The sequence below is a fragment of the Streptomyces sp. NPDC098789 genome (assembly GCF_044759975.1).
Lineage (GTDB): Bacteria > Actinomycetota > Actinomycetes > Streptomycetales > Streptomycetaceae > Streptomyces.
This window is the reverse complement of record NZ_JBIWAJ010000011.1, coordinates 98,424-119,671: the sequence shown is the minus strand read 5'-3', so window position 1 is coordinate 119,671 and position 21,248 is coordinate 98,424. Positions and strand designations below refer to the sequence as shown.

General features: G+C 72.0%; 21 protein-coding genes and 1 riboswitch. Of the genes, 16 read left to right on the top strand and 5 right to left on the bottom strand.

Annotated features, from left to right (window positions below; all coding sequences use genetic code 11):
- Positions 1–125 precede the first annotated feature (125 nt).
- The 9 genes from ACIQWR_RS22530 (at position 126) to ACIQWR_RS22490 (ending at position 8,336) form a co-directional block, all read left to right on the top strand.
- Positions 126–278 (top strand): daptide-type RiPP, encoded by a 153-nt coding sequence (locus ACIQWR_RS22530; protein WP_354379882.1) that lies wholly within the window; start codon positions 126–128, stop codon positions 276–278.
- Positions 279–447: 169 nt separating this feature from the next.
- Positions 448–642 (top strand): hypothetical protein, encoded by a 195-nt coding sequence (locus ACIQWR_RS22525; RefSeq protein WP_404012292.1) that lies wholly within the window; start codon positions 448–450, stop codon positions 640–642.
- Entirely contained in the window at positions 639–1,391 is a 753-nt protein-coding gene (locus tag ACIQWR_RS22520) for an ABC transporter ATP-binding protein (RefSeq protein ID WP_404012290.1), read from the top strand. Before ACIQWR_RS22525 ends, ACIQWR_RS22520 begins: the two co-directional genes overlap by 4 nt.
- Complete coding sequence (locus ACIQWR_RS22515) at positions 1,384–2,127, top strand: ABC transporter permease (RefSeq protein ID WP_404012288.1); 744 nt, start codon at positions 1,384–1,386, stop codon at positions 2,125–2,127. The genes ACIQWR_RS22520 and ACIQWR_RS22515 overlap by 8 nt, the downstream gene beginning before the upstream one ends.
- Positions 2,128–2,141: 14 nt before the next feature.
- Positions 2,142–3,818 carry a daptide biosynthesis intramembrane metalloprotease gene (gene mpaP / locus ACIQWR_RS22510; protein ID WP_404012287.1) on the top strand — a complete coding sequence of 559 codons (1,677 nt, stop codon included), beginning with the start codon at positions 2,142–2,144 and terminating at the stop codon, positions 3,816–3,818.
- 88 nt (positions 3,819–3,906) lie between these two features.
- Positions 3,907–6,441, top strand: coding sequence for a class III lanthionine synthetase LanKC (lanKC, locus tag ACIQWR_RS22505; protein ID WP_404012284.1), 2,535 nt, complete (start codon positions 3,907–3,909; stop codon positions 6,439–6,441).
- Positions 6,442–6,458: 17 nt separating this feature from the next.
- A complete protein-coding gene (locus ACIQWR_RS22500; RefSeq protein WP_404012281.1) occupies positions 6,459–6,716 on the top strand; it encodes a hypothetical protein in 258 nt (85 codons plus the stop codon).
- A gap of 88 nt (positions 6,717–6,804) precedes the next feature.
- Positions 6,805–7,119 (top strand): hypothetical protein, encoded by a 315-nt coding sequence (locus tag ACIQWR_RS22495; RefSeq protein ID WP_399259516.1) that lies wholly within the window; start codon positions 6,805–6,807, stop codon positions 7,117–7,119.
- A 2-nt stretch (positions 7,120–7,121) separates the two neighbouring features.
- Positions 7,122–8,336, top strand: coding sequence for a glutathionylspermidine synthase family protein (locus tag ACIQWR_RS22490; protein ID WP_404012278.1), 1,215 nt, complete (start codon positions 7,122–7,124; stop codon positions 8,334–8,336).
- Between the two features lie 9 nt (positions 8,337–8,345).
- Here the strand turns inward: ACIQWR_RS22490 and rocD are convergent, their stop codons facing one another.
- Positions 8,346–9,578, bottom strand: a complete 1,233-nt coding sequence (rocD, locus tag ACIQWR_RS22485; protein ID WP_404012275.1) for an ornithine--oxo-acid transaminase — start codon at positions 9,576–9,578, stop codon at positions 8,346–8,348.
- 109 nt (positions 9,579–9,687) lie between these two features.
- Positions 9,688–9,778, top strand: a riboswitch (ZMP/ZTP riboswitch).
- Between the two features lie 35 nt (positions 9,779–9,813).
- Between rocD and glyA the strand changes: the two genes are divergently transcribed.
- From glyA to ACIQWR_RS22465, 4 genes are all read left to right on the top strand, one after another.
- Complete coding sequence (gene glyA / locus ACIQWR_RS22480) at positions 9,814–11,082, top strand: serine hydroxymethyltransferase (protein ID WP_404012273.1); 1,269 nt, start codon at positions 9,814–9,816, stop codon at positions 11,080–11,082.
- Between the two features lie 486 nt (positions 11,083–11,568).
- Positions 11,569–12,582 carry a tryptophan--tRNA ligase gene (gene trpS, locus ACIQWR_RS22475; RefSeq protein ID WP_404012270.1) on the top strand — a complete coding sequence of 338 codons (1,014 nt, stop codon included), beginning with the start codon at positions 11,569–11,571 and terminating at the stop codon, positions 12,580–12,582.
- A gap of 151 nt (positions 12,583–12,733) precedes the next feature.
- On the top strand, positions 12,734–13,321 hold the full coding sequence (locus ACIQWR_RS22470; protein WP_404012268.1) for a 2'-5' RNA ligase family protein: 588 nt from the start codon (positions 12,734–12,736) through the stop codon (positions 13,319–13,321).
- Positions 13,322–13,535: 214 nt separating this feature from the next.
- Positions 13,536–14,504, top strand: coding sequence for a YihY/virulence factor BrkB family protein (locus ACIQWR_RS22465; protein ID WP_404012267.1), 969 nt, complete (start codon positions 13,536–13,538; stop codon positions 14,502–14,504).
- On the opposite strand, the gene ACIQWR_RS22460 is transcribed toward ACIQWR_RS22465, so the two are convergent.
- A complete protein-coding gene (locus ACIQWR_RS22460; protein WP_404012264.1) occupies positions 14,452–15,717 on the bottom strand; it encodes a D-alanyl-D-alanine carboxypeptidase family protein in 1,266 nt (421 codons plus the stop codon). The genes ACIQWR_RS22465 and ACIQWR_RS22460 overlap by 53 nt on opposite strands.
- A gap of 121 nt (positions 15,718–15,838) precedes the next feature.
- On the opposite strand from ACIQWR_RS22460, the gene ACIQWR_RS22455 reads away from it, so the two are divergent.
- The 3 genes from ACIQWR_RS22455 to ACIQWR_RS22445 all read left to right on the top strand — a co-directional run bounded on the left by ACIQWR_RS22455 (position 15,839) and on the right by ACIQWR_RS22445 (position 19,394).
- Entirely contained in the window at positions 15,839–16,093 is a 255-nt protein-coding gene (locus tag ACIQWR_RS22455; RefSeq protein ID WP_404012262.1) for an SCO4848 family membrane protein, read from the top strand.
- Positions 16,090–17,703 carry a metallophosphoesterase gene (locus tag ACIQWR_RS22450; RefSeq protein ID WP_404012259.1) on the top strand — a complete coding sequence of 538 codons (1,614 nt, stop codon included), beginning with the start codon at positions 16,090–16,092 and terminating at the stop codon, positions 17,701–17,703. Before ACIQWR_RS22455 ends, ACIQWR_RS22450 begins: the two co-directional genes overlap by 4 nt.
- Before the next feature lie 134 nt (positions 17,704–17,837).
- Positions 17,838–19,394, top strand: a complete 1,557-nt coding sequence (locus ACIQWR_RS22445) for an ABC transporter substrate-binding protein (protein ID WP_404012621.1) — start codon at positions 17,838–17,840, stop codon at positions 19,392–19,394.
- 79 nt (positions 19,395–19,473) lie between these two features.
- Here ACIQWR_RS22445 and ACIQWR_RS22440 read toward each other — a convergent pair whose 3' ends face one another.
- The 3 genes from ACIQWR_RS22440 to ACIQWR_RS22430 are packed head-to-tail and all read right to left on the bottom strand — an operon-like array spanning position 19,474 to position 21,134.
- Positions 19,474–20,313: a TetR family transcriptional regulator gene (locus ACIQWR_RS22440; RefSeq protein ID WP_404012256.1), complete on the bottom strand. Its 840-nt coding sequence runs from the start codon at positions 20,311–20,313 to the stop codon at positions 19,474–19,476.
- Positions 20,295–20,726 carry a thiol-disulfide oxidoreductase DCC family protein gene (locus ACIQWR_RS22435; protein WP_404012254.1) on the bottom strand — a complete coding sequence of 144 codons (432 nt, stop codon included), beginning with the start codon at positions 20,724–20,726 and terminating at the stop codon, positions 20,295–20,297. The genes ACIQWR_RS22440 and ACIQWR_RS22435 overlap by 19 nt, the downstream gene beginning before the upstream one ends.
- A gap of 3 nt (positions 20,727–20,729) precedes the next feature.
- Positions 20,730–21,134 carry a hypothetical protein gene (locus ACIQWR_RS22430; RefSeq protein WP_404012251.1) on the bottom strand — a complete coding sequence of 135 codons (405 nt, stop codon included), beginning with the start codon at positions 21,132–21,134 and terminating at the stop codon, positions 20,730–20,732.
- Positions 21,135–21,248: the final 114 nt, after the last annotated feature.

Genomic DNA, 21,248 nt, shown 5'->3' with positions numbered 1-21,248 from the left:
AGCTACGTCGCCTCCGCGGCCATCATCGCCACCTGAGCGGCCCGTACCGCGCTCGGCGGTACGCCCAGCACCACCCACCGCACGACCACTGAACCACCCACACGAAAAAACAGGAGCACACCACCATGCAGGACCTTCTGAAGCAGGACGCCGCCACCACCCTCGAGCTCGGCATGCAGGAGCTGGAGGCCATGGAGGCCCCGTCGTTCTGGTCCGGTTTCAAGCAGGGCCTGGTCATCAGCGGCATCGCCGTCGCGAGCGCCACGCTCGCCACCTGATCGCACCGGTAGCCCCGGCTACCGACGGTTCGCAGGACCGGAACTCCGGTCCCCCAGGGTGACTCGGTCCCGTGGCGGTGGCGCAAGCCACCGCCGCGGGCCCCCTGCCCCGGATCACGCACCCGCATCACGCACCACACGCACAGAGCTGAAGGAAGAGGGAGCCACCATGTCGAAGGAGAATCCCCGCAAGGGGTCGAACGGCCAGCTGGGCACCACCGCCGCGCTGCTCGCGCTGGCCATGGCCGTCGCCAACGCACAGCTGTCCGGGGCCGTGCTCATCGCCGCCATGACGGTCATCGGACTCGGGCTGATCGGCTGCGCCGCCAAGCTCGGCGCGAACGTCGCCGCGAGCAAGCGATGAGCGCCGCCGGTGTCGTCCGCGCCGCGGGCCTGACGAAGGAGTTCGGCCGGTTCACGGCCGTGCAGGACGTGACCTTCGAGGTCCGCCCGGGCCGGGTGACCGGACTGCTCGGGCGCAACGGCGCCGGCAAGTCCACCTCCCTGCGCATGCTGCTCGGCCTGGTCCGCCCCACCTCCGGCTCCGCCACCGTCTTCGGCCGGCCCTACACCGAACTCCCCGACGCCGCCCGGCGCATCGGCGTCTGCATGGACGGCATCGGCCCGACCCCCGGTGCCAGTGGCCGCCGCGACCTGCGCATCTGGGCCCGCACCCTCGGGGTCTCGAACGCCCGCGTCGAGGAGGTGTTGGACCGCGTCGGCCTCACCGACAGCGCCGGCCGCTCCGCCAAGGGCTACTCCACCGGCATGCGCCAGCGCCTGGCGCTGGCCACCGCCCTGCTCGCCGACCCCGAACTGCTCGTCCTGGACGAGCCGGCCAACGGGCTCGACCCGGACGGCATCCGCTGGCTGCGCGACACCCTGCGGGCCCTGGCCGCCGAGGGCCGCACCGTCCTGGTCTCCAGCCACCTCCTCGCCGAGGTCGAACAGACCGTGGACGACGTGATCGTCATCCAGCGCACCCTGCGCTTCGCGGGCACCCTCGCGGAGCTGACCTCCGACGGCGCCGAGCGCCTCGAAGACCGCTTCTTCTCGCTGGTGGACGGGGACGCCGGGACCAGCGCGCGCACCGAAAGGCTCTCCCATGCGTAACGTCCTCGCCGGCGAGTGGATGAAGGCATGGACCGGCCGCAGCTGGCTGATCCTGCTCTCCGCCGGGATCTTCATGTCCCTCCTCACCTGCTTCGGGTACGCCTCGTCGGGCGACCAGAAGATCGCCCTCGGCCAGAGCACCGCCGCCGCCGTCACCGACGACATGGCCCAGGCGTGGATGATGACCTTCCTGATGGCCGCCGTGTTCGGGGGCATCCTCGTCACCCGCGAGTACACCTCCGGCGCCGTCGCCCGTTCGGTGCTGCTCAGCGGCGGACGGCTGCGGCTGCTGTCCGCCAAGGCCCTCGTCGCCACCGCGGTCGGCCTCCTGAACGGCCTCCTCGCCGCGGGCCTCGCCCTCCTGTGCGCCTTCACGCTGCCGGGCTACTTCGGCTACGACGGCGACTGGACCGGACACACCACCCGGATCGTCCTCGGCGTGGTCGCCGTGAACGTGATCGCCGCGCCCTGGGGCGTGCTCCTCGGCTGGATCATCCGCAACCAGCTCGCCACCGTCGTCACCGTGATCGGGCTGACCCTCCTCGTCGAACCGGGCCTCCAGCAGATCGTCCCGGAGGTGGCCGCGTACCTGCCCACCATCGCGATGAGCTCCGTCTACCTCGACGGCAAGCCCGAGCTGCTCTCCGTACCGCTCGCGCTCCTGGTCCTCGCCGGTTGGCTCGCCGCCGCCGCGGTGGCCGCCCGCCAGTCGCTGCTCTCCCGCGACGTCATCTAAGGCGTGATCCAGACATGTCCCCCAAGACGCTGATCCGGAAGGCACCGGCCGAGCAGGCCGCCGCCGCGGACCGTGACCCCGCGCTCCTGGAGCGCCCGCGCGTCGCCGCGAACGTGGAGATCCACGAGCCCGTCGAGACCGGCGCCCCCTGGGTCCTCCAGCGCGGCGAACACCAGCACTTCCGGCTCCAGCCCGATCTGGCGCGCCTGGTGCGGGCGATGGACGGCTCCCTCGACCACGCCGGCCTCGCCGAGGTCCTCGGCCCGCCGTGGACCGCGCACCACGTCGGCCTCGCCGTGGACAAGCTCGCCGAGAGCAAGGTCCTCGACGACGGCACGCCCGTGGAGCGCCGCAGCAGCTGGTTCCGGTTCGTCCCGCCGATGACCCTCCAGTTCACGATCCTGCGCCCCGAGCGGCTGCTGGCCCGCCTCGCACCGGTCATCCGACTGCTCGCCGGACGCGCCTCGGCCACGATCGCCACCCTGTTCGTCCTGGGCGGCGTACTCGCCCTGGCGCTGCTGACGCCCGAGGTCGACGCGGCCCTGGGCCGGCCGCTCCCCGTCTCCGCCTACTTCGGCGTGATGATCGGAGTGCTCGCCACCACCGCCGTCCACGAGGTCGGCCACGGCGCGGTCCTCACCTACTACGGCGGCCGGCCCAGCCGGATGGGCTTCATGCTCTTCTACATGTCGCCCGCCTTCTTCTGCGACGTCTCCGACGGCTGGCGGCTCTCCCGCAAGGAGCAGCGCGTCCGGGTCGCCCTGGCGGGCATCGCCACCCAGAGCGTGATCGCCGGCGCCGCCGCGCTGACCGCGCTGCTGCTCGGCCCCTCCGACCTGCGCGACGCCGTCCTCGTCTTCGCCGTCGCCACCTACACCAGCGGCGTCGTCAACCTGTTGCCCTTCGTGAAGCTCGACGGCTACATCGCGCTCATGAGCCACCTGGACGTGCCGCACCTGCGCGACCGGGCCATGACCGACGCCCGCCGCTTCCTCGCCAGGATCCTCTTCGGCGGCCGCGGCTACGCCCGCGAACTGGGCGACCGGCCCTGGGCGGTGGCCTTCGGACTGGCCTGCATGGCCTTCCCCCTGTACGTGGTCGCGGGCGCCCTGACCCTCTGGTCGGAGCTGCTCCAGCGGCTCGGCGCCGTCGGCACCGCCACCGTCCTGATGGCCGTCTGCTACCTCGTCTACCGCCTCGGCCTCGGCTTCACCCGCCTCGCCGCCGAGGGCCGCACCGCCGGGGCGCCGCTGTGGCGCACGGTCGCCGCGGGCCTGCTGCTCACCGGCGCGGCCGGCGCCGCGCTGGTCTTCGTCACCGTGGCGCACACCGTCTCCGCCGGGTACGTCGCCCAGGACCGGGGCCGCGTCACGCTGGTCCTGCCGAGCAGCGCCGACCTCTCCGCGATCCGTCCGGACGCCACGGTCCGCCTCTACCGGGCCGGACTGATGACCCGCGAGCAGACCGGCACCGCGCACGTCGCCGCGCTGACCCGCACCGAGACCACCGCGCCCCTGTCGGCCTTCCTGCCGGTGTCCGCCACCCCGCTGGAACTGCCCGTCACCACGCTCCCGCTGACGGTCGACCGGCTCCCCGCCGACCGCACCGGAGCCGCCCGCGTCGACCTCGGCAGCCTGCCGCTGGGCGAGTGGCTGTACGAGAAGTACGTCGCCCCGATCTGGCGTCGGTAACTCCCCGCCAGCAGCACCAGCACCAGCACCAGCACCAGCCTCGACCCCAGCCCTCTTCCCGCCCCCCCCGTCACGAACGGAGCGCACCATGGACCTTCGCTACATGACCTACTGCCAGCCCGGCAATCCGTTCTACGACGTACCGGCCACCGCCGCCGCGGACGCCAGCGCGTTCCCGGCGGTGACCGGCCCCCTTCCCGAGGGCTGGACCCGCACCGACAACACGCACTGGCTGCTGATGACCCCGCCCGCCACCGTGCTGCCCGGCCAGGGTTGGAAGATCCACGTGTCGGCCACCCTGGAGAACGCCGACCGGATCCTCGATCTCGTCTGGGACTTCTGCGTGGCGGAGCGGGTCACCTTCAAGTTCATCCGCAGCGCCGGCATCCTCAAGCAGCGCAACAGCAAGTACGGGGACCGCGGCAGCAGCGGCAAGTTCTTCACCGTCTACCCGGTCGACGAGCCCCAGTTGGAGCGGATCCTCACCGGGCTCGGGGACCTCCTCGACGGCGAGTCGGGCCCCACCATCCTCAGCGACCTGCGCTGGCGCTCCGGCCCGCTGTACGTGCGCTACGGCGGCTTCGTCGCCCGCCTGGGCCGCTCGGAGAACGGCGAGCTCGTGCACTGCGTCGAGGACCCCGAAGGCCGTCTGGTGCCCGACGTGCGCGGCCCCTCCTTCCGGCCCCCGGCCTGGGTGGAGCTGCCGGGCGTGCTCCACGACGCCCTCGCCGCCCGCAACGCCGCCACCCTCCAGGACTTCCCCTTCCGGGCCACCAGGGCCCTCCACTTCTCCAACGGCGGCGGCGTCTACCAGGCCACCGACACCCGTGACGGCAGCGCCGTCCTGCTCAAGGAGGCCCGCCCGCTGGCCGGGCTCGACGAGGACGGCTGCGACGCCGTGGCCCGGCTGGAGCACGAGCACTGGGCCCTGGAGCAGCTCGCCGGTCTGGACTGCATCCCCCCGGTGGTGGACTACCGCAAGGGCCACGAGCACTGGTTCCTGGCCCGGGCGTACGTGGACGGCAAGCCGCTCGCCCGGGAGCTCCTCAGCCGCAACCCGCTGGTCAACGACGACCGCGCGCAGGGCGCGTACGCCGCGTACACGGCCTGGGCGCTGAAGATCGTCGAGCAGGTCGAGCGGGGCGTCGAGGCCATGCACGCCAAGGGCGTCGTCTTCGGCGACCTCCACCCCAACAACATCCTGGTCCGGCCCGACGACACCATCGCCTTCATCGACCTGGAGACCGCGACCCCGGTCGACTCCGAGTCCGCGCAGGCCATCGGCGCCCCCGGCTTCCGCGCCCCCACCGGGTACCGGGGCACGGCCGTCGACCGGTACGCCCTCGCCTGCATCCGGCTCGGCGTCTTCCTGCCGCTCACCGTCATGGCCACCTGGTCCGCGGCCAAGGTGGACCAGCTGATCGGCCTGGTCACCGAGAACTTCCCGGTGCCCGCCGACTTCGCCGACCGGATCCGCGCGGACCTCGGCCCGGACCCGCACCCCGGCCAGCCGGCCGAGGTCGACCCCGAACCCCTGTGGACCGCGCCCACCCGCGCCGACTGGCCCGCGCTGCGGCGCACCCTCACCGACGACCTGCTGGCCAGCGCCACCCCGCAGCGCGCGGACCGGCTCTTCCCGGGCGACGTGGAGCAGTTCTCCGTGCCCGGCGGCGGCGCCACCTTCGCCTTCGGCGCGGCCGGGGTGCTGTGGACGCTCGCCGAGCTGGGCCACGCGCCCGCCGAGGAGCACGTGGCCTGGCTGACCGACGCCGTGGAGCGCGCCACCGACATGCGGCCCGGCTTCTACGACGGGCTGAGCGGCGTCGCGTACGCCCTGGACCGGCTCGGTCGGGCCGAGGAGGCCGCCGCCGTCATGGAGCGGGTGCGCGCGACCGGGCTGGACGACCTCGACCACGGCCTCTTCGGCGGGCTCGCCGGAATCGGCCTGACCCAGCTGCACTTCGGGGACGCCGAGGGGGCCGCGCGGACCGCCGCGCTCATCGCCGACCAGGCGCCGGGCGGGGGCGCGGGCCGCCGCCGGCCCGGCCTGCTGCACGGCGCGGCGGGCGGGGCGCTGTTCCTGCTCCGCCTGTACGAGGCCACGGGCGACCCCAAGTACCGCCACGTGGCGGGGGAGTTGCTGCGGCACGACCTCGCCGAGGTGGGCTGGTCCGAGGACAGCGACCCCGCCGGGTCCGAGGACGCCGCCTGGAAGGTGCCGTTCCTGGCCTTCGGCGGCGCCGGACTGGGCATGGTGCTCCACGAGGCGGCGCGCCACCTGCCCGAGCCGGAGTTCCTCCGGGCGCGGGACGCGCTGCGGGAGCAGGCCGGCCCGTCCTTCATGCTGAACGCCGGCCTCTTCCACGGCCGCGCCGGCGCCCTGCTGGCACTGCGCCACCTGCACGACGCGTCCGCGGCCACCGACCGGGCCGTCCTGCGCCACCTGGACGCCCTCGGCTGGCACGCCGTGCGCTGCGACGGCCACCTGGCCTTCTTCGGCGACCACACCCTGCGCCTGTCCGCCGACGTGGCGACCGGAACGGCCGGTGTCCTCCTCGCGGTGGAGAGCGTGCTGGGCAATGCTGACCTCGGCCTGCCGTTCCTCGCACCGGCCCCCCGTTGACCTGCAAGGAGCCCGAGATGCCCACCACCTACCACCTCGTCGTCGCCCCCGACGGTCGCGGCCCCGAGGGGGCGGCGCCCGAGCTGGCGGCCGTGCGGCTGATCTCCTTACTCCCGCCGGACTGGGGGTACGCGCCCCGGTACCCCGACGGGACGGTGTCCCTGGTGCTGACCCCGCCGCCCGGGACCACCGACGCGTGCGCGCACGCCCTCTTCGGGCGCGCCCTCGCCGACCCGGGTCTGCGCGGCTGGAGCTGGGTCAACGGACCGGCCTGAAGGATCATGACCATGAATGGCCGGATTCCATCGGTGGGCGCGTCGCACTAGGGTGGCGGCCAACACTGCCGGCAGGGGGAGCCCGTCCATGGACATCAGCAGCGGTACGACGCGACGGCGGATGCGCTCCGGCGCGGTCGCCCTCGGCGGCGTGGGACTGCTCGCCGCCTCCCTCGTCGCCTGCGGTTCCAGCGACCAGCCCGACAAGCGGTGCGTGTCGAAGACCTCGCTGGACAAGCTGGACAGCAAGGAGTGCCGCAGCGGCGGCCGCGGCACCTACTACTACGGCGGCACCACCGGCAGCAGCGGCAAGGTCACCGGCGGCAGCTTCGACAAGTCGGCGGTCAGCCGCGGCGGCATCGGCGGCGGTTCCAAGAGCGGCTCCAAGAGCAGCGGCGGCTGAGCGTGCGCCGCCACACCATCGAGCCCCGCCCCGACTGGCAGCGGACCGTCGAGGAGCAGGGGCTGGTCTACCCGCTCACCCGCTACCCCGACGACTCCCTGCGCCCCTACTGGGACGAGAGCGCGTACTACTCCTTCACGCTCCCCGAGGTCGAGGCGCTCGAAGACGTCGTCGAGGAGCTGCACGCCATGTGCCTGGCCGCGGCCGCGCACATCGTGGAGCACGACCGGTTCGCCGACCTCGGCATCACCGACCCGCGCCTCGCCGCGCTGATCGGCGAGTCCTGGCGGCGGCGCGCCGAACAGCCCTTCCTCTACGGCCGTTTCGACCTGCGCTACGACGGCGCGGGCGGCCCGGCCAAGATGCTGGAGTACAACGCGGACACCCCGACCTCCCTCGTGGAGGCGGCCGGTCCGCAGTGGTTCTGGATGGAGGAGCGCTTCCCCGGCGCCGACCAGTGGAACTCGCTGCACGAGCGGCTCGTCGAGGCCTGGCGCCGCCAGGCCCCGCTGCTGCCGCCCGGGCCCGTGCACTTCGCGCACTCCGAGGCGGACGAGCTCGGCGAGGATCTGATGACCGTCGCCTACCTCCGGGAGACCGCCGAGCAGGCCGGGCTGGCGACCGAGGCGCTGCCGGTCGAGCAGATCGGCTGGGACCGGCTCTCGGGCCGGTTCGTCGACGAGAAGCTCCGCTTCATCCGCAGCTGCTTCAAGCTCTACCCGTGGGAGTGGCTGGCCGAGGACGACTTCGGCCCGCAGGTGCTGGACACCATCGACCTCGGCGGAGCCAGCGGCTCCACCCTGTGGATCGAACCGCTCTGGAAGATGCTGCTGTCCAACAAGGCCCTGCTGGCGGTCCTGTGGGAGCTGTACCCGGACCACCCGAACCTGCTCCCCGCCTACCTCGACGGCCCGCGCGAGCTCGCGCACACCACGGGGTACGCCGTGAAGCCGCTGCTGGGCCGCGAGGGCGCCGGGGTCACCCTGCACCCCGCCGGCGCGCCCCCGTACGAGCCCCCCGCCGAGCCGGGCGGGGACGACGCGGATGACGGGCGGGTGTGCTTCCAGGGCCTCGCCCCGCTGCCCGACTTCGACGGCAACCGGGTGGTGCTCGGCGCGTGGGTCGTCGAGGACGAGGCCGCGGGGCTCGGCATCCGCGAATCCGCGGGGCCGGTCACGGACGAGTACGCCCGCTTCCTGCCCCACGTGATCCTCTAGCCCGACCGGTCAGGCGCCGAGCACGGCGCGCAGCTGGTCGAGGCCCCAGTCCAGGTCCTCCTTGCTGATGACCAGCGGCGGTGCGATGCGGATGGTGGAGCCGTGGGTGTCCTTGACCAGGACCCCGCGCTCCATCAGCCTCTCGGAGATCTCCCGGCCCGTGCCGAGCGCCGGGTCGATGTCCACCCCGGCCCACAGCCCGCGCCCGCGCACGGCGGTCACCGCGCCGCCGCCCACCAGCAGCCCCAGCTCCCGGTGCAGGTGGTCGCCCAGCTCGGTGGCGCGCTGCTGGTACTCGCCGGTGCGCAGCATCGCGATCACCTCCAGGGCGACCGCGCAGGCCAGCGGGTTCCCGCCGAAGGTGGAGCCGTGCTCGCCGGGGCGGAAGACCCCGAGCACGTCCCGGTCGCCGACCACCGCCGACACCGGCACCACCCCGCCGCCGAGCGCCTTGCCCAGGATGTAGAGGTCCGGCACGACCCCCTCGTGCTCCAGGGCGAAGGTCTTCCCGGTCCGCCCGAGCCCCGACTGGATCTCGTCGGCCATGAACAGCACGTTCCGCTCGCGCGTCAGCTCCCGTACGGCCGCCAGGTAGCCCGCCGGCGGCACCAGCACCCCCGCCTCGCCCTGGATCGGCTCCAGCAGCACCGCGACGGTGGTGTCGGTGAGGGCCGCGGCGAGTGCGTCGAGGTCGCCGTAGGGGACGATGTCGAAACCGGGCGTGTAGGGCCCGTAGTGGTCGCGGGCCTCGGGATCGGTGGAGAAGGACACGATGGTCGTCGTACGGCCGTGGAAGTTGTTCGACGCGACGACGATCCTGGCCTGGCCGTCGGGGACGCCCTTGACCTCGTAGCCCCACTTGCGGGCGGTCTTCACGGCGGTCTCCACCGCCTCCGCGCCCGTGTTCATCGGCAGCACCAGCTCCTTGCCGCACAGCGCGGCCAGTTCGCCGCAGAAGTCGGCGAAGCGGTCGTGGAAGAAGGCGCGCGAGGTGAGCGTGACCCGCTCCAGCTGCGCCTTCGCCGCGTCGATCAGCCTCCGGTTGCCGTGGCCGAAGTTGAGGGCCGAGTAGCCCGCGAGCATGTCGAGGTAGCGCTTGCCCTCCACGTCGGTCATCCACGCGCCCTCCGCCGAGGCGACGACGACGGGGAGCGGATGGTAGTTGTGCGCGCTGTGCGCGTCGGCGGCGCTGATCGCGGCGGCAGTGGCGGCATTGCTCTGGGCGTGGGCTTGAGTCGACACGGGGTCTCCGTTTCGTCCGTGCGGGCAGTGACGAGGGTGGCGTCATTGTCTATCTCGCTCGCGATGCGGACGGGGAAACATCGAACGTGGCGCGGCCGCTAAGCTGAGCGGCACGCACGGCGACTGGCGTACGGAGAACCAACTCCGGGGGAGTCGTGCGCGCACGACCGCATCAAGGGCCGCTCGCCTGGGCCTCGCGGGGACGAGATCTGACATCGACCCCGGAGGAGCCGCCATGTCCGCGAGCCGCCACCCCGCCCTTTTCGCGACCGACCCCGAACTCGCGTCGTTCGTCGCGGCGGAAGAGCAGTTGCAGGCCGACACCCTGCGCCTGATCCCCAGTGAGAACTACGTGTCCGCCGCCGTCCTCGAAGCGTCCGGCACCGTGCTGCAGAACAAGTACAGCGAGGGCTACCCGGGCCGCCGGTACTACGAGGGCCAGCAGAACATCGACCGCGTCGAGGCCCTCGCCATAGAGCGGGCCAAGGGGCTCTTCGGCGTGGACCACGCCAACGTCCAGCCCTACTCCGGCTCCCCGGCCAACCTGGCCGTCTACCTGGCCTTCGCGCGGCCCGGCGACACCGTGATGGGCATGGCCCTGCCGATGGGCGGGCACCTGACGCACGGGTGGGGCGTCTCCGCGACCGGGTCGTGGTTCCGGGGCGTGCGCTACGGCGTCCGCGCGGACACCGGCCTGATCGACTTCGACGAGGTTCGCGACCTGGCCCTCAAGGAGCGGCCGAAGGTCATCTTCTGCGGTGGCACCGCGCTGCCGCGGACGATCGACTTCGCGGCCTTCGCCGAGATCGCGAAGGAGGCCGGGTCGGTGCTGGTGGCCGACGTCGCGCACATCGCGGGCCTGATCGCGGGCGGCGCGCACCCCAGCCCCGTCGCCCACGTCGACGTCGTCTCCACCACCACGCACAAGACGCTGCGGGGGCCGCGCGGGGCGATGCTGATGTGCCGCGAGGAGCACGCGAAGGCCATCGACAAGGCGGTCTTCCCCGGGCTCCAGGGCGGGCCGCACAACCAGACGACCGCGGGCATCGCGGTGGCCCTGCACGAGGCGGCGCAGCCGGCCTTCGTGTCGTACGCGCACGGGGTGGTCGCCAACGCGAAGGCGCTGGCGGCGGCGCTGCTGGAGCGGGGCTTCGACCTGGTGTCGGGCGGCACCGACAACCACCTGATCCTGATGGACCTGACCTCGCGGGGGGTGCCGGGGAAGGTGGCGGCGAAGGCCCTGGACCGGGCGGGGATCGTCGTGAACTACAACACGGTGCCGTTCGACCCGCGCAAGCCCTTCGATCCCTCGGGGGTGCGGATCGGGACGCCGTCGCTGACCTCGCGGGGGCTGCGGCCGGAGCACATGCCGGTCGTCGCCGACTGGATCGCGCGGGGGGTCGCGGCCGGTGCCGCCGGTGACGAGCCGGCCCTGGCCACCCTCCGCGCCGAGGTGACCTCCCTCATGACCGACTTCCCGGCCCCGGGCCTCCCGGTGTCCTGACCGGGCCCGGTCCGTCCGTCCGCGCCGTCCGCGGCCCGTCGTGTCCTCCGGGGGCGCCTCAATCGCGGGCGGGGCTGGATGTGGCGGGTGTGGGTGCCTTGCGTCCTGCCGGCGAGGCCGGCCCACCTCAGCCTCGCCGGCGTTTGAGGCGCCCCCGGAGGGACGGACGGCTACGGCGCTCCGGTCCGGAGTCCGCGGCCGTCGTGCCCTCCGGGGGCGCCTCAAACGCCGGCGAGGCTGGATCGTCGGGTACCTCCCAGCGGTAGCTGGGGGGATTGAGGCGCCCCCGGAGGGGTGGGGCGGGCCCGGTGACCGGCGGCGGAAAGCGGTCGCTTGATTCGCGCAAGATCAAGCCGACCGGGTACGCGCGAGTACGCGGGGTCACGCCCGCCCCCGCCCCGTCCCGCACCCCGCGGACGCGCCCCGGCCGACGGATTCCGGCCAGCGCGGGCCGAAGACCGCCCCCGCACCTGAGAGAATGGGCCCATGGCCTCTGATCGTCCCCGCGCGCTCTCCGGTATCCAGCCCACCTCCGGTTCGTTCCACCTCGGGAACTACCTCGGAGCGATTCGGCAGTACGTCGCCCTGCAGGAATCCCACGACGCCTTCTACATGGTCGTCGACCTGCACGCGATCACCATGCCGCAGGATCCGAAGGAACTCCGCGCCAATACGCGGCTCTCCGCCGCCCAGCTGCTCGCCGCCGGTCTCGACCCCGAGCGCTGCACCCTCTTCGTCCAGAGCCACGTGCCCGAGCACGCGCAGCTCGGCTGGGTCATGAACTGCATCACCGGCTTCGGCGAGGCCAGCCGGATGACCCAGTTCAAGGACAAGTCCGCCAAGTCGGGTGCGAACAACGCCACCGTCGGCCTGTTCACGTACCCGATCCTGCAGGTCGCCGACATCCTGCTGTACCAGGCGAACTCGGTCCCGGTCGGCGAGGACCAGCGCCAGCACATCGAGCTGACCCGCGACCTGGCCGAGCGCTTCAACCAGCGCTTCGGCCGGACCTTCACCGTCCCGGCCGCCCACATCGTCAAGGAGGTCGCGAAGATCTACGACCTCCAGGACCCGGCGATCAAGATGTCGAAGTCCGCGTCCACCCCCAAGGGCCTGATCAACCTCCTCGACGAGCCCAAGGCCACCGAGAAGAAGATCAAGAGCGCGGTCACCGACACCGAGGCCGAGATCCGCTTCGACGCCGAGAAGAAGCCCGGCGTCAGCAACCTGCTCACGATCTACTCCACCCTCACGGGTACGGCGATCCCCGTCCTGGAGGAGAAGTACGAGGGCAAGGGCTACGGCGCGCTGAAGACCGACCTGGCCGAGGTCATGGTGGACTTCGTCACTCCGTTCAAGCAGCGCACGCAGGAGTACCTGGACGACCCGGCGACCCTGGACGACGTCCTCGCCAAGGGCGCGGAGAAGGCCCGCGCGGTCGCCTCCGAGACCCTGGCGAACGCGTACGACCGGCTCGGTCTCCTGCCCGCGAAGCACTGACGGCGCCGGTCGCGAACCGCTGGGACCTGCGACTCTGGCCGTTTGGAAGAGCTGCCCCCACACTGGGGTCGGAACGTCCCGCACAGGCGACGCACAGACGCATGACGACGACCGCATGCGGATCACGGATCAGATCACCGAGGAGACATACGTGGGGACCGTAACGCTCGGCGTTTCGATCGCGGTCCCGGAGCCGTACGGCAGCCAGCTCCAGCAGCGGCGCGCCGGCTTCGGGGACGCCGCCGCGCACGGCATCCCCACGCACGTCACCCTCGTGCCGCCGACCGAGGTGGACGCCGACCGGCTGCCCGCGATCCGGGCCCACCTGGCCGAGGTCGCGGCGGCCTTCCGTCCCTTCGTGATGCGGCTCTCGGGCACCGGTACCTTCCGGCCGCTCTCGCCCGTGGTCTTCGTCAAGGTCGTCGAGGGCGCCACGGGCTGCACCCGGCTCCAGGGCCAGGTCCGCGACCCCGGGGGTCCGGTCAGCCGGGAGCTGGCCTTCCCGTACCACCCGCACGTCACGGTCGCCCACGGGATCTCCGAGGAGGCGATGGACCTGGCCTTCGAGTCCCTCGCCGACTACGACGCGGACTGGACCTGCACGGGCTTCGCGCTCTACGAGCAGGGCTCCGACGGGGTCTGGCGCAAGCTGCGCGAGTACCCGTTCGGGACCGGTCCGACGGGCGTTCCGGCGCAGGCCGGGTCACCGGTCGACGAGCCGACCGCGCACCGCGCCTGACCCCGCTCCAGGCCCTGCTCCCGGCCCTGCTCCTGCCCCTGGGGCCGGCCGACCGGACGCAGCGGCCGCAGGCCCACCATCGTGTGGAAGCGGAGCTTGCGCAGGAGCAGGTCGTGGAACGGGCGAGCCGTCAGGCGGAAAGTCACAATCGACGACCGTAGCGCCCAAAAGCCACAATCCCGGCTATTTCGGGAGGCTGAATTACGGTGACCCCATGGACTGGCTGACGAAACTCCCTTTGATCGGGCCCCTGGTGAGTCGCCTCATGCGGACCCACGCGTGGCGTTCGTACGAGCGCCTGGACCGGGTGCGCTGGAGTCGGCTCGCCGCCGCCATCACCTTCATCAGCTTCCTCGCGCTCTTCCCGCTGATCACGGTGGCCGCCGCCGTCGGAGCGACGCTGCTCACCGCCGACCAGCTCGACCGGCTGGAGGCCAACCTGAGCAAGCAGGTCCCCGGGATCTCCGACCAGCTCAACATCGAGGGCCTGGTCGACAACGCCGGTACGGTCGGCCTCGTCGCCGCGGGGATCCTGCTCTTCACCGGCATCGGGTGGGTGGGCTCCATGCGCGGCTGCCTGCGCGCGGTCTGGGACAAGGACGACGAGGACGACGGGAACCCCTTCGTCCGCAAGGGCAAGGACGCCCTCGTCCTGATCGGCCTCGGCGGTGCGGCCCTCGGCTCGGCCGCTGCCTCGATCGTCGGCTCCAGCGCGGTCGGCCGCTTCGGGAAGTGGCTGGGCATCCCCGACCACGGCGGCGGCGGCGCGGTCCTGCGCACCGCGGCCTTCGCCGTGGGGGTGCTGGCCGCCTTCCTGCTCCTGCTGTACGTCCTGACCCTGCTGCCGGGGGTCCAGCCGCCGCGCCGGCGCCTGATCGAGGCGGCCCTGATCGGCGCGGCGGGCTTCGAACTGCTGAAGCTGCTGCTCAGCGGCTACATGCGGGAGGTCGCGGCCAAGAGCATGTACGGGGCCTTCGGCGTCCCCATCGCCCTGCTGCTCTGGATCAACTTCACCGCGAAGCTGCTGCTCTTCTGCGCCGCCTGGACGGCGACCCGCGACGACGCCGATGGTGACGCCGACGCCGACGGCGCGCAGCACGCCGACGCCGAGAGCGACGGCGCGGAGGACGTCAGCTCGGGTCCCCGCCGCGCGCCTGGCGGCCCCGCGGCCACCGCCGGTTGACCACGAACGCCCCGCCGGCCAGCACCGCCACCACGGCGCCCGCGATGCCGAGCGCCGTGCCGAGCCCGCCGCCGCCCTCCTCGCCCGCCGCGGCCGAGGTGTTGTTCTCGTGCGACTGGGCGGGGGAGCCGTGCGAGGAGGTGTCGGCGCTCTTCGGCGGCACCAGCTCGCCGACCGGCTTCACCTTCCCGACCGCCGCGAAACCCCAGTCGAAGAGCGTCGCGGTCTCCTCGTAGACCGAGTTGACGCCGCCCGCGCTCGGATTCATCACGGTCACCACGAGCTTCTTGTCACCGCGCTGCGCGACCCCGGTGAAGGTGGACCCGGCCATGGTGGTGTTGCCGTTCTTCACCCCCGCGATGCCCTTGTACGGGCTGATGCCCCCCGCGCCCGTCATCAGCCGGTTGGTGTTCTGGATCTCGAAGGAGTCGCGCGGCTGGCCGGGCCGCGCCTCGCCCGGGAACTTCGCGCTGGCCGTGGCCGCGTACTCCCGGAAGTCCTTCTTCTGCAGCCCGGAGCGGGCGATGAGGGTCAGGTCGTACGCGCTGGACACCTGGTCCGGGGCGTCGTAGCCGTCGGGCGAGATGACGTGCGTGTCGAGCGCCTGCAGCTCCTCGGCGTGCGCCTGCATGTCCTTGACGGTCTTCTCCACGCCGCCGTTCATGGCCGACAGCACGTGCACGGCGTCGTTGCCGGAGCGCAGGAACACCCCGAGCCACAGGTCGTGCACGGTGTATTCCTGGTCCTCCTTGACCCCGACCAGACTGCTGCCCGCGCCCATCCCGGACAGCTCCTGCTGACTGACCTTGTGCACCTGGTCCTTGGGGAGCGTGGGCAGCACGGTGTCCGCGAAGAGCATCTTCAGCGTGGAGGCCGGGGGCAGCCGCCAGTGCGCGTTCTGCGCCGCCAGCACCTCGCCGGTCTCCGCGTCCGCCACGATCCAGGAACGCCCCGTCAGGTTCGTCGGCAGCGCGGGGGCGCCCGGCATCAGGTTGACCTGCGGTCCCGGCTGACCCAGCAGGCTGCCGCCGATCCCGGACATCTTGGGGGGCGGCGCGGGCGCCTTCACGGGGGGCTTGCCGCCCTTGTCGTCCGAGGACGGCACGGGGGTGGGCGTGGGCGGGGGAGTGACGGCGTACGCGGGGGCCGCGACCAGGGCGGGCAGCAGCAGCGCGGTGGAGAGGACCGTCAGCGCGGTCTTTTTGGCAGACACGCACGAGAACGTACATCCCCTCGCCGCGTCAGCCGGTCCGGTCCGGCCAACCCGCCGCAACCACCGCCGGGACAGCCCACCCCGACGCGTCCGTCCTGGGGACGGAACCGATACTGGGCCCATGAGACTCAGCCGCGCCGCATCCTGGTTCCTGCTCGCCTTCGGGGCGTGGTCCTGGTTCATCTGGACGACCTTCGTTTCGAACCTGTGGAAGGACGGCAGTGGGCTGGCCTTCGACGACGCCGGTGAGCCGACCGCGTACTTCTGGGTGCACCTGACGCTCGCCATCGCGTCCTTTCTCCTGGGGACGGGCGTGGGGATCATCGGGTTGCGTGGGGTGCGGGCGCTGCGGCGTGGATCACGTGATGCGCAGTGACCGTCCTGGTCTTCGCGCTGGTGGCGCTGGCGGTGCTGGCCCTGTTGGTGCTGGTGCACCGGTGGGTGTGGGTCCGGCTGGTGCGTGACACGACCGCGCCGGGCGGGTGGGCGCGCCGGGTGCTGACGGGGTGTGTGGTCGGGCTGCCGCTGCTGTCGGTGGCGGCGCTGGTCGCGGGGCGGGCGGGGGCGCCGTTCTGGGTCCAGCGGGGGGTGGCGTGGCCGGGGTTCATGTGGCTGGCGCTGCTGCTGTACCTGGTGCTGGCCCTGCTGGTGGCGGAGCCGCTGCGGCTGCTCCTCCTGCGCCGGGCCGCCTCCGGCGAGGTCGCCGGGGTCGAGGGCGGCGCCCCCGCCGGGGCCGTGACCGACGCCCCTGGCGGGCCCCTCCCTGCCTCCGGCGGCGCCTCAAACGCCGGCGGGGCTAGAAGTGGCGCGCCCGCCGGGTCCCTCCGCGCCTCAAACGCCGGCGGGGCTGAGGGGGGCGGGGCTGAGGGGGGTGCGGACGCTGGGGTCCGCTGTGCCTCCGGCGGCGCCTCAAACGCCGGCGGGGCTGGGAGCGGTGGCGCTGAGGGTGGCGCGGCTATGGGTGGCGGCGCTGTTGGCGATGGTGGCTCCGGGCGGGCACGTTCAGCCTCGCCGGCGTTTGAGGCGCCGCCGGAGGCTGCGTCGGCCCACCCGGCGCCGCAGGGCTCCCCACAGGCCGGCCCCGCCGATCCCGGCTCCGGCTCCGGCGAGGCGGCCTCCGGCGGGGTCGGGCCCGGCGGGGTCGGGGCGCGGCCCGGGAGCACCCGCCGGGTGTTCGTGGCGCGGGTGCTGGCCGGCGCGGCGGCGGCCGCCGCGACGACCACCGTCGGCTACGGCACGTACGGCGTCCTGCGCGGCCCCAAGGTCAAGCGCGTCACCGTCCCCCTCGCCAAACTCCCCCGCGCCGCCCACGGCTTCCGCATCGCCGTGGTGAGCGACGTACACCTCGGCCCGATCCTCGGCCGCGCCCACACCACCCGCATCGTCGATGCCGTCAACGCCACCCAGCCCGACCTGATCGCGATCGTCGGCGACCTCGTGGACGGCTCGGTCCACGACCTCGGGTCGGCCGCCGAGCCGCTGGCCCGGCTGCGCTCCCGGCACGGCAGCTTCTTCGTGACCGGCAACCACGAGTACTTCTCCGGGGCCCAGCAGTGGGTGGACCACGTCCGCGAGCTGGGGCTGCACCCGCTGGAGAACGCCCGCCAGGAGTTGCCGTACTTCGACCTCGCGGGCGTCAACGACGTCGCCGGCGAGAGCGAGGGGCACGGCCCGGACTTCGACCGCGCCCTGGGCGGCCGCGACCGTGACCACCGCACGGCCGTGCTCCTCGCCCACCAGCCGATCGTGATCCACGACGCGGTCCGCCACGGGGTGGACCTGCAACTTTCGGGGCACACCCACGGCGGTCAGCTGTGGCCGGGAAACTACCTTGCGGAACTCGCCAACCCGACCGTCGCGGGTCTGGAACGATACGGGGACACGCAGCTTTACGTGTCCCGGGGAGCCGGTGCGTGGGGACCCCCCGTAAGGGTGGGGGCACCCTCTGACATCACCGTCGTGCAACTCGCCTCATACCAGACATAATTCCTCGGACCCGGCACCGAAACGCCCTTCCACCTCCGAATTTTCCGTGATTGGGTGACCGGTAATCGGATAAATATGCGCCAGCAGCGGACGAGCGGCTCGGCGCGGGGTGGGCTATGAGGAGTTCTGGGATGCTGCGGTCTGTCCGCTCTAAGATCATCGCGGCCGGGCTGGTCCTGGGCACAGTGGGGGCCGGGGCCTGGGTGCTGCTGCCCGACGACGCCGCCGGGCATGGCGCGATCACGGTGGGTACGACCGACTCGGTCTCCTCACTGGACCCGGCGGGGGCGTACGACGCCGGTTCCTGGGCCCTGTACAGCAACGTCTACCAGTCGCTGCTGACCATCAAGCCCGGATCGGACGTACCGGTCCCGGACGCGGCCACGTCGTGCAAGTTCATCGGGGCGAAGCTCACCACGTACCAGTGCGAGCTGCGCACCGACGTGAAGTTCGCCAACGGGCGCACGATCACGGCCGAGGACGTCAAGTTCTCCATCGACCGGATCAAGGCGATCAACTCCAAGCAGGGCCCGGCGCCGCTGTTCAACACGCTGGAGTCGGTCAAGGCCGAGGGGCGGACGGTCACCTTCAACCTCTCCGCCCGCGACGCCACCTTCCCCTTCAAGATCGCGACGGGCGCCGCCGCGATCGTCGACAAGGACAAGTACCCGGCGAAGGGGCTGCGCGAGGACGACAAGGTGGACGGCTCCGGGCCGTACGTCCTGGGCGCCTACAAGGACGGCGCGAGCGCCGAGCTGAAGCCGAACCCGGCCTACAAGGGCGCGGTCAAGCCGGCCAAGGCGCCGGTCACGGTCAAGTACTTCAAGGACTCCGACTCGCTGAACGCGGCCTGGAAGGACAAGGGGATCCAGGTCGCCCACCGCGACATGCCCCCGGAGGTCCTGGCGGCTCTGAACCCGAGCCTGAAGGACACCCGCTACCAGGAGTCCGGCGGCACCGAGACCCGCAGCATGGTCTTCAACGTCCGCCCGGGCGCGGCGACGGCGAAGCAGCCGGTCCGCCAGGCGATCGCCGCCCTGCTCGACCGGTCGAAGATCGCGGGTGACACGTACAAGGGGACGGTCACCCCGCTCTACTCCACCGTCCCGGCCGGCATCGCGGGACACAGCACGCCCTTCTTCGACACCTACCCGTCGCCGAACGCCGCGACCGCGAAGAAGATCCTCAAGGACGCCGACATCCCGACCCCCGTCAGCTTCAAGCTCGGCTTCAACGTGCGCGGCGTGAACGTCGCCGAGGCGGCCGAGATCAAGAAGCAGTTGGAGTCCTCGGGCCTCTTCCAGGTGCAGACCGAGGCCGTGCCGGTGTGGGAGGACTTCCAGCGGGACTACGCGGCGGGCAAGTTCGACGCCTACACGATCGGTTGGATCCCCGACTTCCCGGACGCGGACAACTTCACCGCCCCGCTCGTCGGCGCCGACTCCAGCATGAACAACGGCTTCGCCGACAAGACGGTGGGCGACCTGATCACCCGTACCCAGTCCTTCTCGAACCGCAGCGAGGCGGCGAACGACTTCCGCGAGCTCCAGCGGGTCGTCTCCCAGCAGATCCCGATGCTGCCGATCTGGCAGAAGAAGGACTACGTCCTCTCCCGCGAGGCCGTCACCGGGGCGCAGTACCTCTCCGACGGCACGGGCGTGTGGCGCCTGTGGGAGCTGAACTGGCTGTGAGGCCGGGCGGCCGCCGGGCCGCAGGGCCCCGTCGGTAGGAACGGAACGGAACGGATCGCGGCGGGAGGCGTCGGACGACTCAGTCGTCCGACGCCTCCCGCGTTCCCGCCCTGTCGGCCTTCTCCGCTTTCTCGGCCTTCTCTGCCTTATCCGCCTTGTCGGCCTTGCCCGGCTTGGTGAAGCGGGACGCCTTCTTCGTGGAGGCGGCGGCCTGGGCCATGCCGGGCAGGAAGTCCGCGAAGAGCTCGTGCAGTTCGCGCACCAGCGGCCGCAGCACCCGGAAGCGGGCCAGGATGATCCCGCGCGTGGTCAGCTGCGCGCCGCGCTCCGCCAGCCGACGGGTCTTCTCGCTGTTCTCCGACCGGTCGAAGACCCAGTAGAGGACCAGCCCCATCTGCGAGAGCCACATCAGCTCCGGCAGTACGTCGGCCAGTTCCTCGGGCACCTTGGTCTTCGCCCCGGCCAGGACTTCCTTGTGCATCTCGATCGCCTGGCGCCGCGCGGGCTCGGACTCGGCCGAGAACGGGCTGAGCGGGCTCTCGGGGTCCGCCGCGTTCTTGAAGAACTGCGCGGCGAACTCGTGGAAGGGCTCCGCGATGTCCAGCCAGCTCAGGAAGACTCCGGCGAGCCGCTTCTGCAGGTCGCTCTCGTTCTCCAGGATCGGCCGGACGGCAGCCTGGTGGGAGCTGCCGATCCGGTCGTAGAACCCCTGGACCAGGTGTTCCTTGGACTCGAAGTAGTAGTAGGCGTTGCCCACCGAGACTCCGGCCTCCTTGGCGATGCCCCGCATGGTCGTCTTGTCGTAACCGCGTTCCTGGAACAGCTTCAGGGCGGTTTCGAGGATCAGCGTGCGGGTGTGTTCGCTCTTGGGAGCCTTCTGATCAGTCACGGTGTCCGACCTTATCGGGGTACGGCGCATTGGTCGTCACAGACCACCTCGGCGGCAGGATCCTGCGAGGAACGGACGGCTCCGCGCCAGGCGGCCGCCGCGAGCATCGTGGCCCGGGCGAAGGGCCGTCCGGTGGCCGTGGCCAACCAGTTGGCCTTGGGCCGGTGTTCGAGGAGGGCCCACAGCGTCACGATGAAGGCATCCGTGCCGGTCCACACCTGGCCGCGGTCCCCGATCACCGTGATCTCGCGCCGCGTCGCCGCGTGGTCGAGTCGGGGGAAGCGGTTCCGGGCCCACTGCGACCCGGCGGGGATCAGTGCCAGGGGGACCAGGCAACGCTGGCTCAGCAGCCAGTTCCTGATGTGCACGCAGAGCGGGCACTGGGCGTCGTAGAGGACGACGAGCTTCTGTACGGGCGCACTCGCCACCCCGGCGGTGAGCATCGGTCAGGCTCCGGCCGGGGCGGTCCAGCCCTGCGGCGCGACCGGCGGGGTCTGCTGGCGCTCCATGATGCCCCGGCGGCGGATCTTGTTCAGTACCCACACGTTGCCGAGGTGCATGACGCCGAGGACGAGCAGGACGACGCCGAGCTTGACCGAGAGGGCTTCGAAGATCCCGCGGGCTTCGAGGATGGCGTCGTCGGCCTGGAGGTAGAGGGCCACGAAGCCGAGGTTCACGAGGTAGAACCCGACGACCAGTAGGTGGTTGACCGCGTCGGCGAGCTTTTCGTTGCCCTGGAGGACATCGGCGATGAAGATGCGGCCGTTGCGGGTGAGGGTGCGGGCCACCCAGACGGTGAGGCCGACGCTGACCAGCAGGTAGATGACATAGGTGAGGACGGTGAGATCCATTGCCCCGGCTCCTTGAACGTGTTCAACTGCTTGATGTGTCTGACTGTAGACCTGTTTTTGAACACGTTCAAGCGAATGGCGCGAGCAATCCTCGACCGGCCGCGGGCCGACGGA

What these genes read in the sequence shown, in the direction of transcription:
- ACIQWR_RS22530 (WP_354379882.1), top strand. Translation starts at nt 126, where the DNA reads ATGCAGGACCTTCTGAAGCAGGACGCCGCCACCACCCTCGAGCTCGGC.
- ACIQWR_RS22525 (WP_404012292.1), top strand. Translation starts at nt 448, where the DNA reads ATGTCGAAGGAGAATCCCCGCAAGGGGTCGAACGGCCAGCTGGGCACC.
- ACIQWR_RS22520 (WP_404012290.1), top strand. Translation starts at nt 639, where the DNA reads ATGAGCGCCGCCGGTGTCGTCCGCGCCGCGGGCCTGACGAAGGAGTTC.
- ACIQWR_RS22515 (WP_404012288.1), top strand. Translation starts at nt 1,384, where the DNA reads ATGCGTAACGTCCTCGCCGGCGAGTGGATGAAGGCATGGACCGGCCGC.
- mpaP (WP_404012287.1), top strand. Translation starts at nt 2,142, where the DNA reads ATGTCCCCCAAGACGCTGATCCGGAAGGCACCGGCCGAGCAGGCCGCC.
- lanKC (WP_404012284.1), top strand. Translation starts at nt 3,907, where the DNA reads ATGGACCTTCGCTACATGACCTACTGCCAGCCCGGCAATCCGTTCTAC.
- ACIQWR_RS22500 (WP_404012281.1), top strand. Translation starts at nt 6,459, where the DNA reads ATGCCCACCACCTACCACCTCGTCGTCGCCCCCGACGGTCGCGGCCCC.
- ACIQWR_RS22495 (WP_399259516.1), top strand. Translation starts at nt 6,805, where the DNA reads ATGGACATCAGCAGCGGTACGACGCGACGGCGGATGCGCTCCGGCGCG.
- glyA (WP_404012273.1), top strand. Translation starts at nt 9,814, where the DNA reads ATGTCCGCGAGCCGCCACCCCGCCCTTTTCGCGACCGACCCCGAACTC.
- trpS (WP_404012270.1), top strand. Translation starts at nt 11,569, where the DNA reads ATGGCCTCTGATCGTCCCCGCGCGCTCTCCGGTATCCAGCCCACCTCC.
- ACIQWR_RS22465 (WP_404012267.1), top strand. Translation starts at nt 13,536, where the DNA reads ATGGACTGGCTGACGAAACTCCCTTTGATCGGGCCCCTGGTGAGTCGC.
- ACIQWR_RS22455 (WP_404012262.1), top strand. Translation starts at nt 15,839, where the DNA reads ATGAGACTCAGCCGCGCCGCATCCTGGTTCCTGCTCGCCTTCGGGGCG.
- ACIQWR_RS22440 (WP_404012256.1), bottom strand. Translation starts at nt 20,313, where the DNA reads ATGCGCCGTACCCCGATAAGGTCGGACACCGTGACTGATCAGAAGGCT.
- ACIQWR_RS22435 (WP_404012254.1), bottom strand. Translation starts at nt 20,726, where the DNA reads ATGCTCACCGCCGGGGTGGCGAGTGCGCCCGTACAGAAGCTCGTCGTC.
- ACIQWR_RS22430 (WP_404012251.1), bottom strand. Translation starts at nt 21,134, where the DNA reads ATGGATCTCACCGTCCTCACCTATGTCATCTACCTGCTGGTCAGCGTC.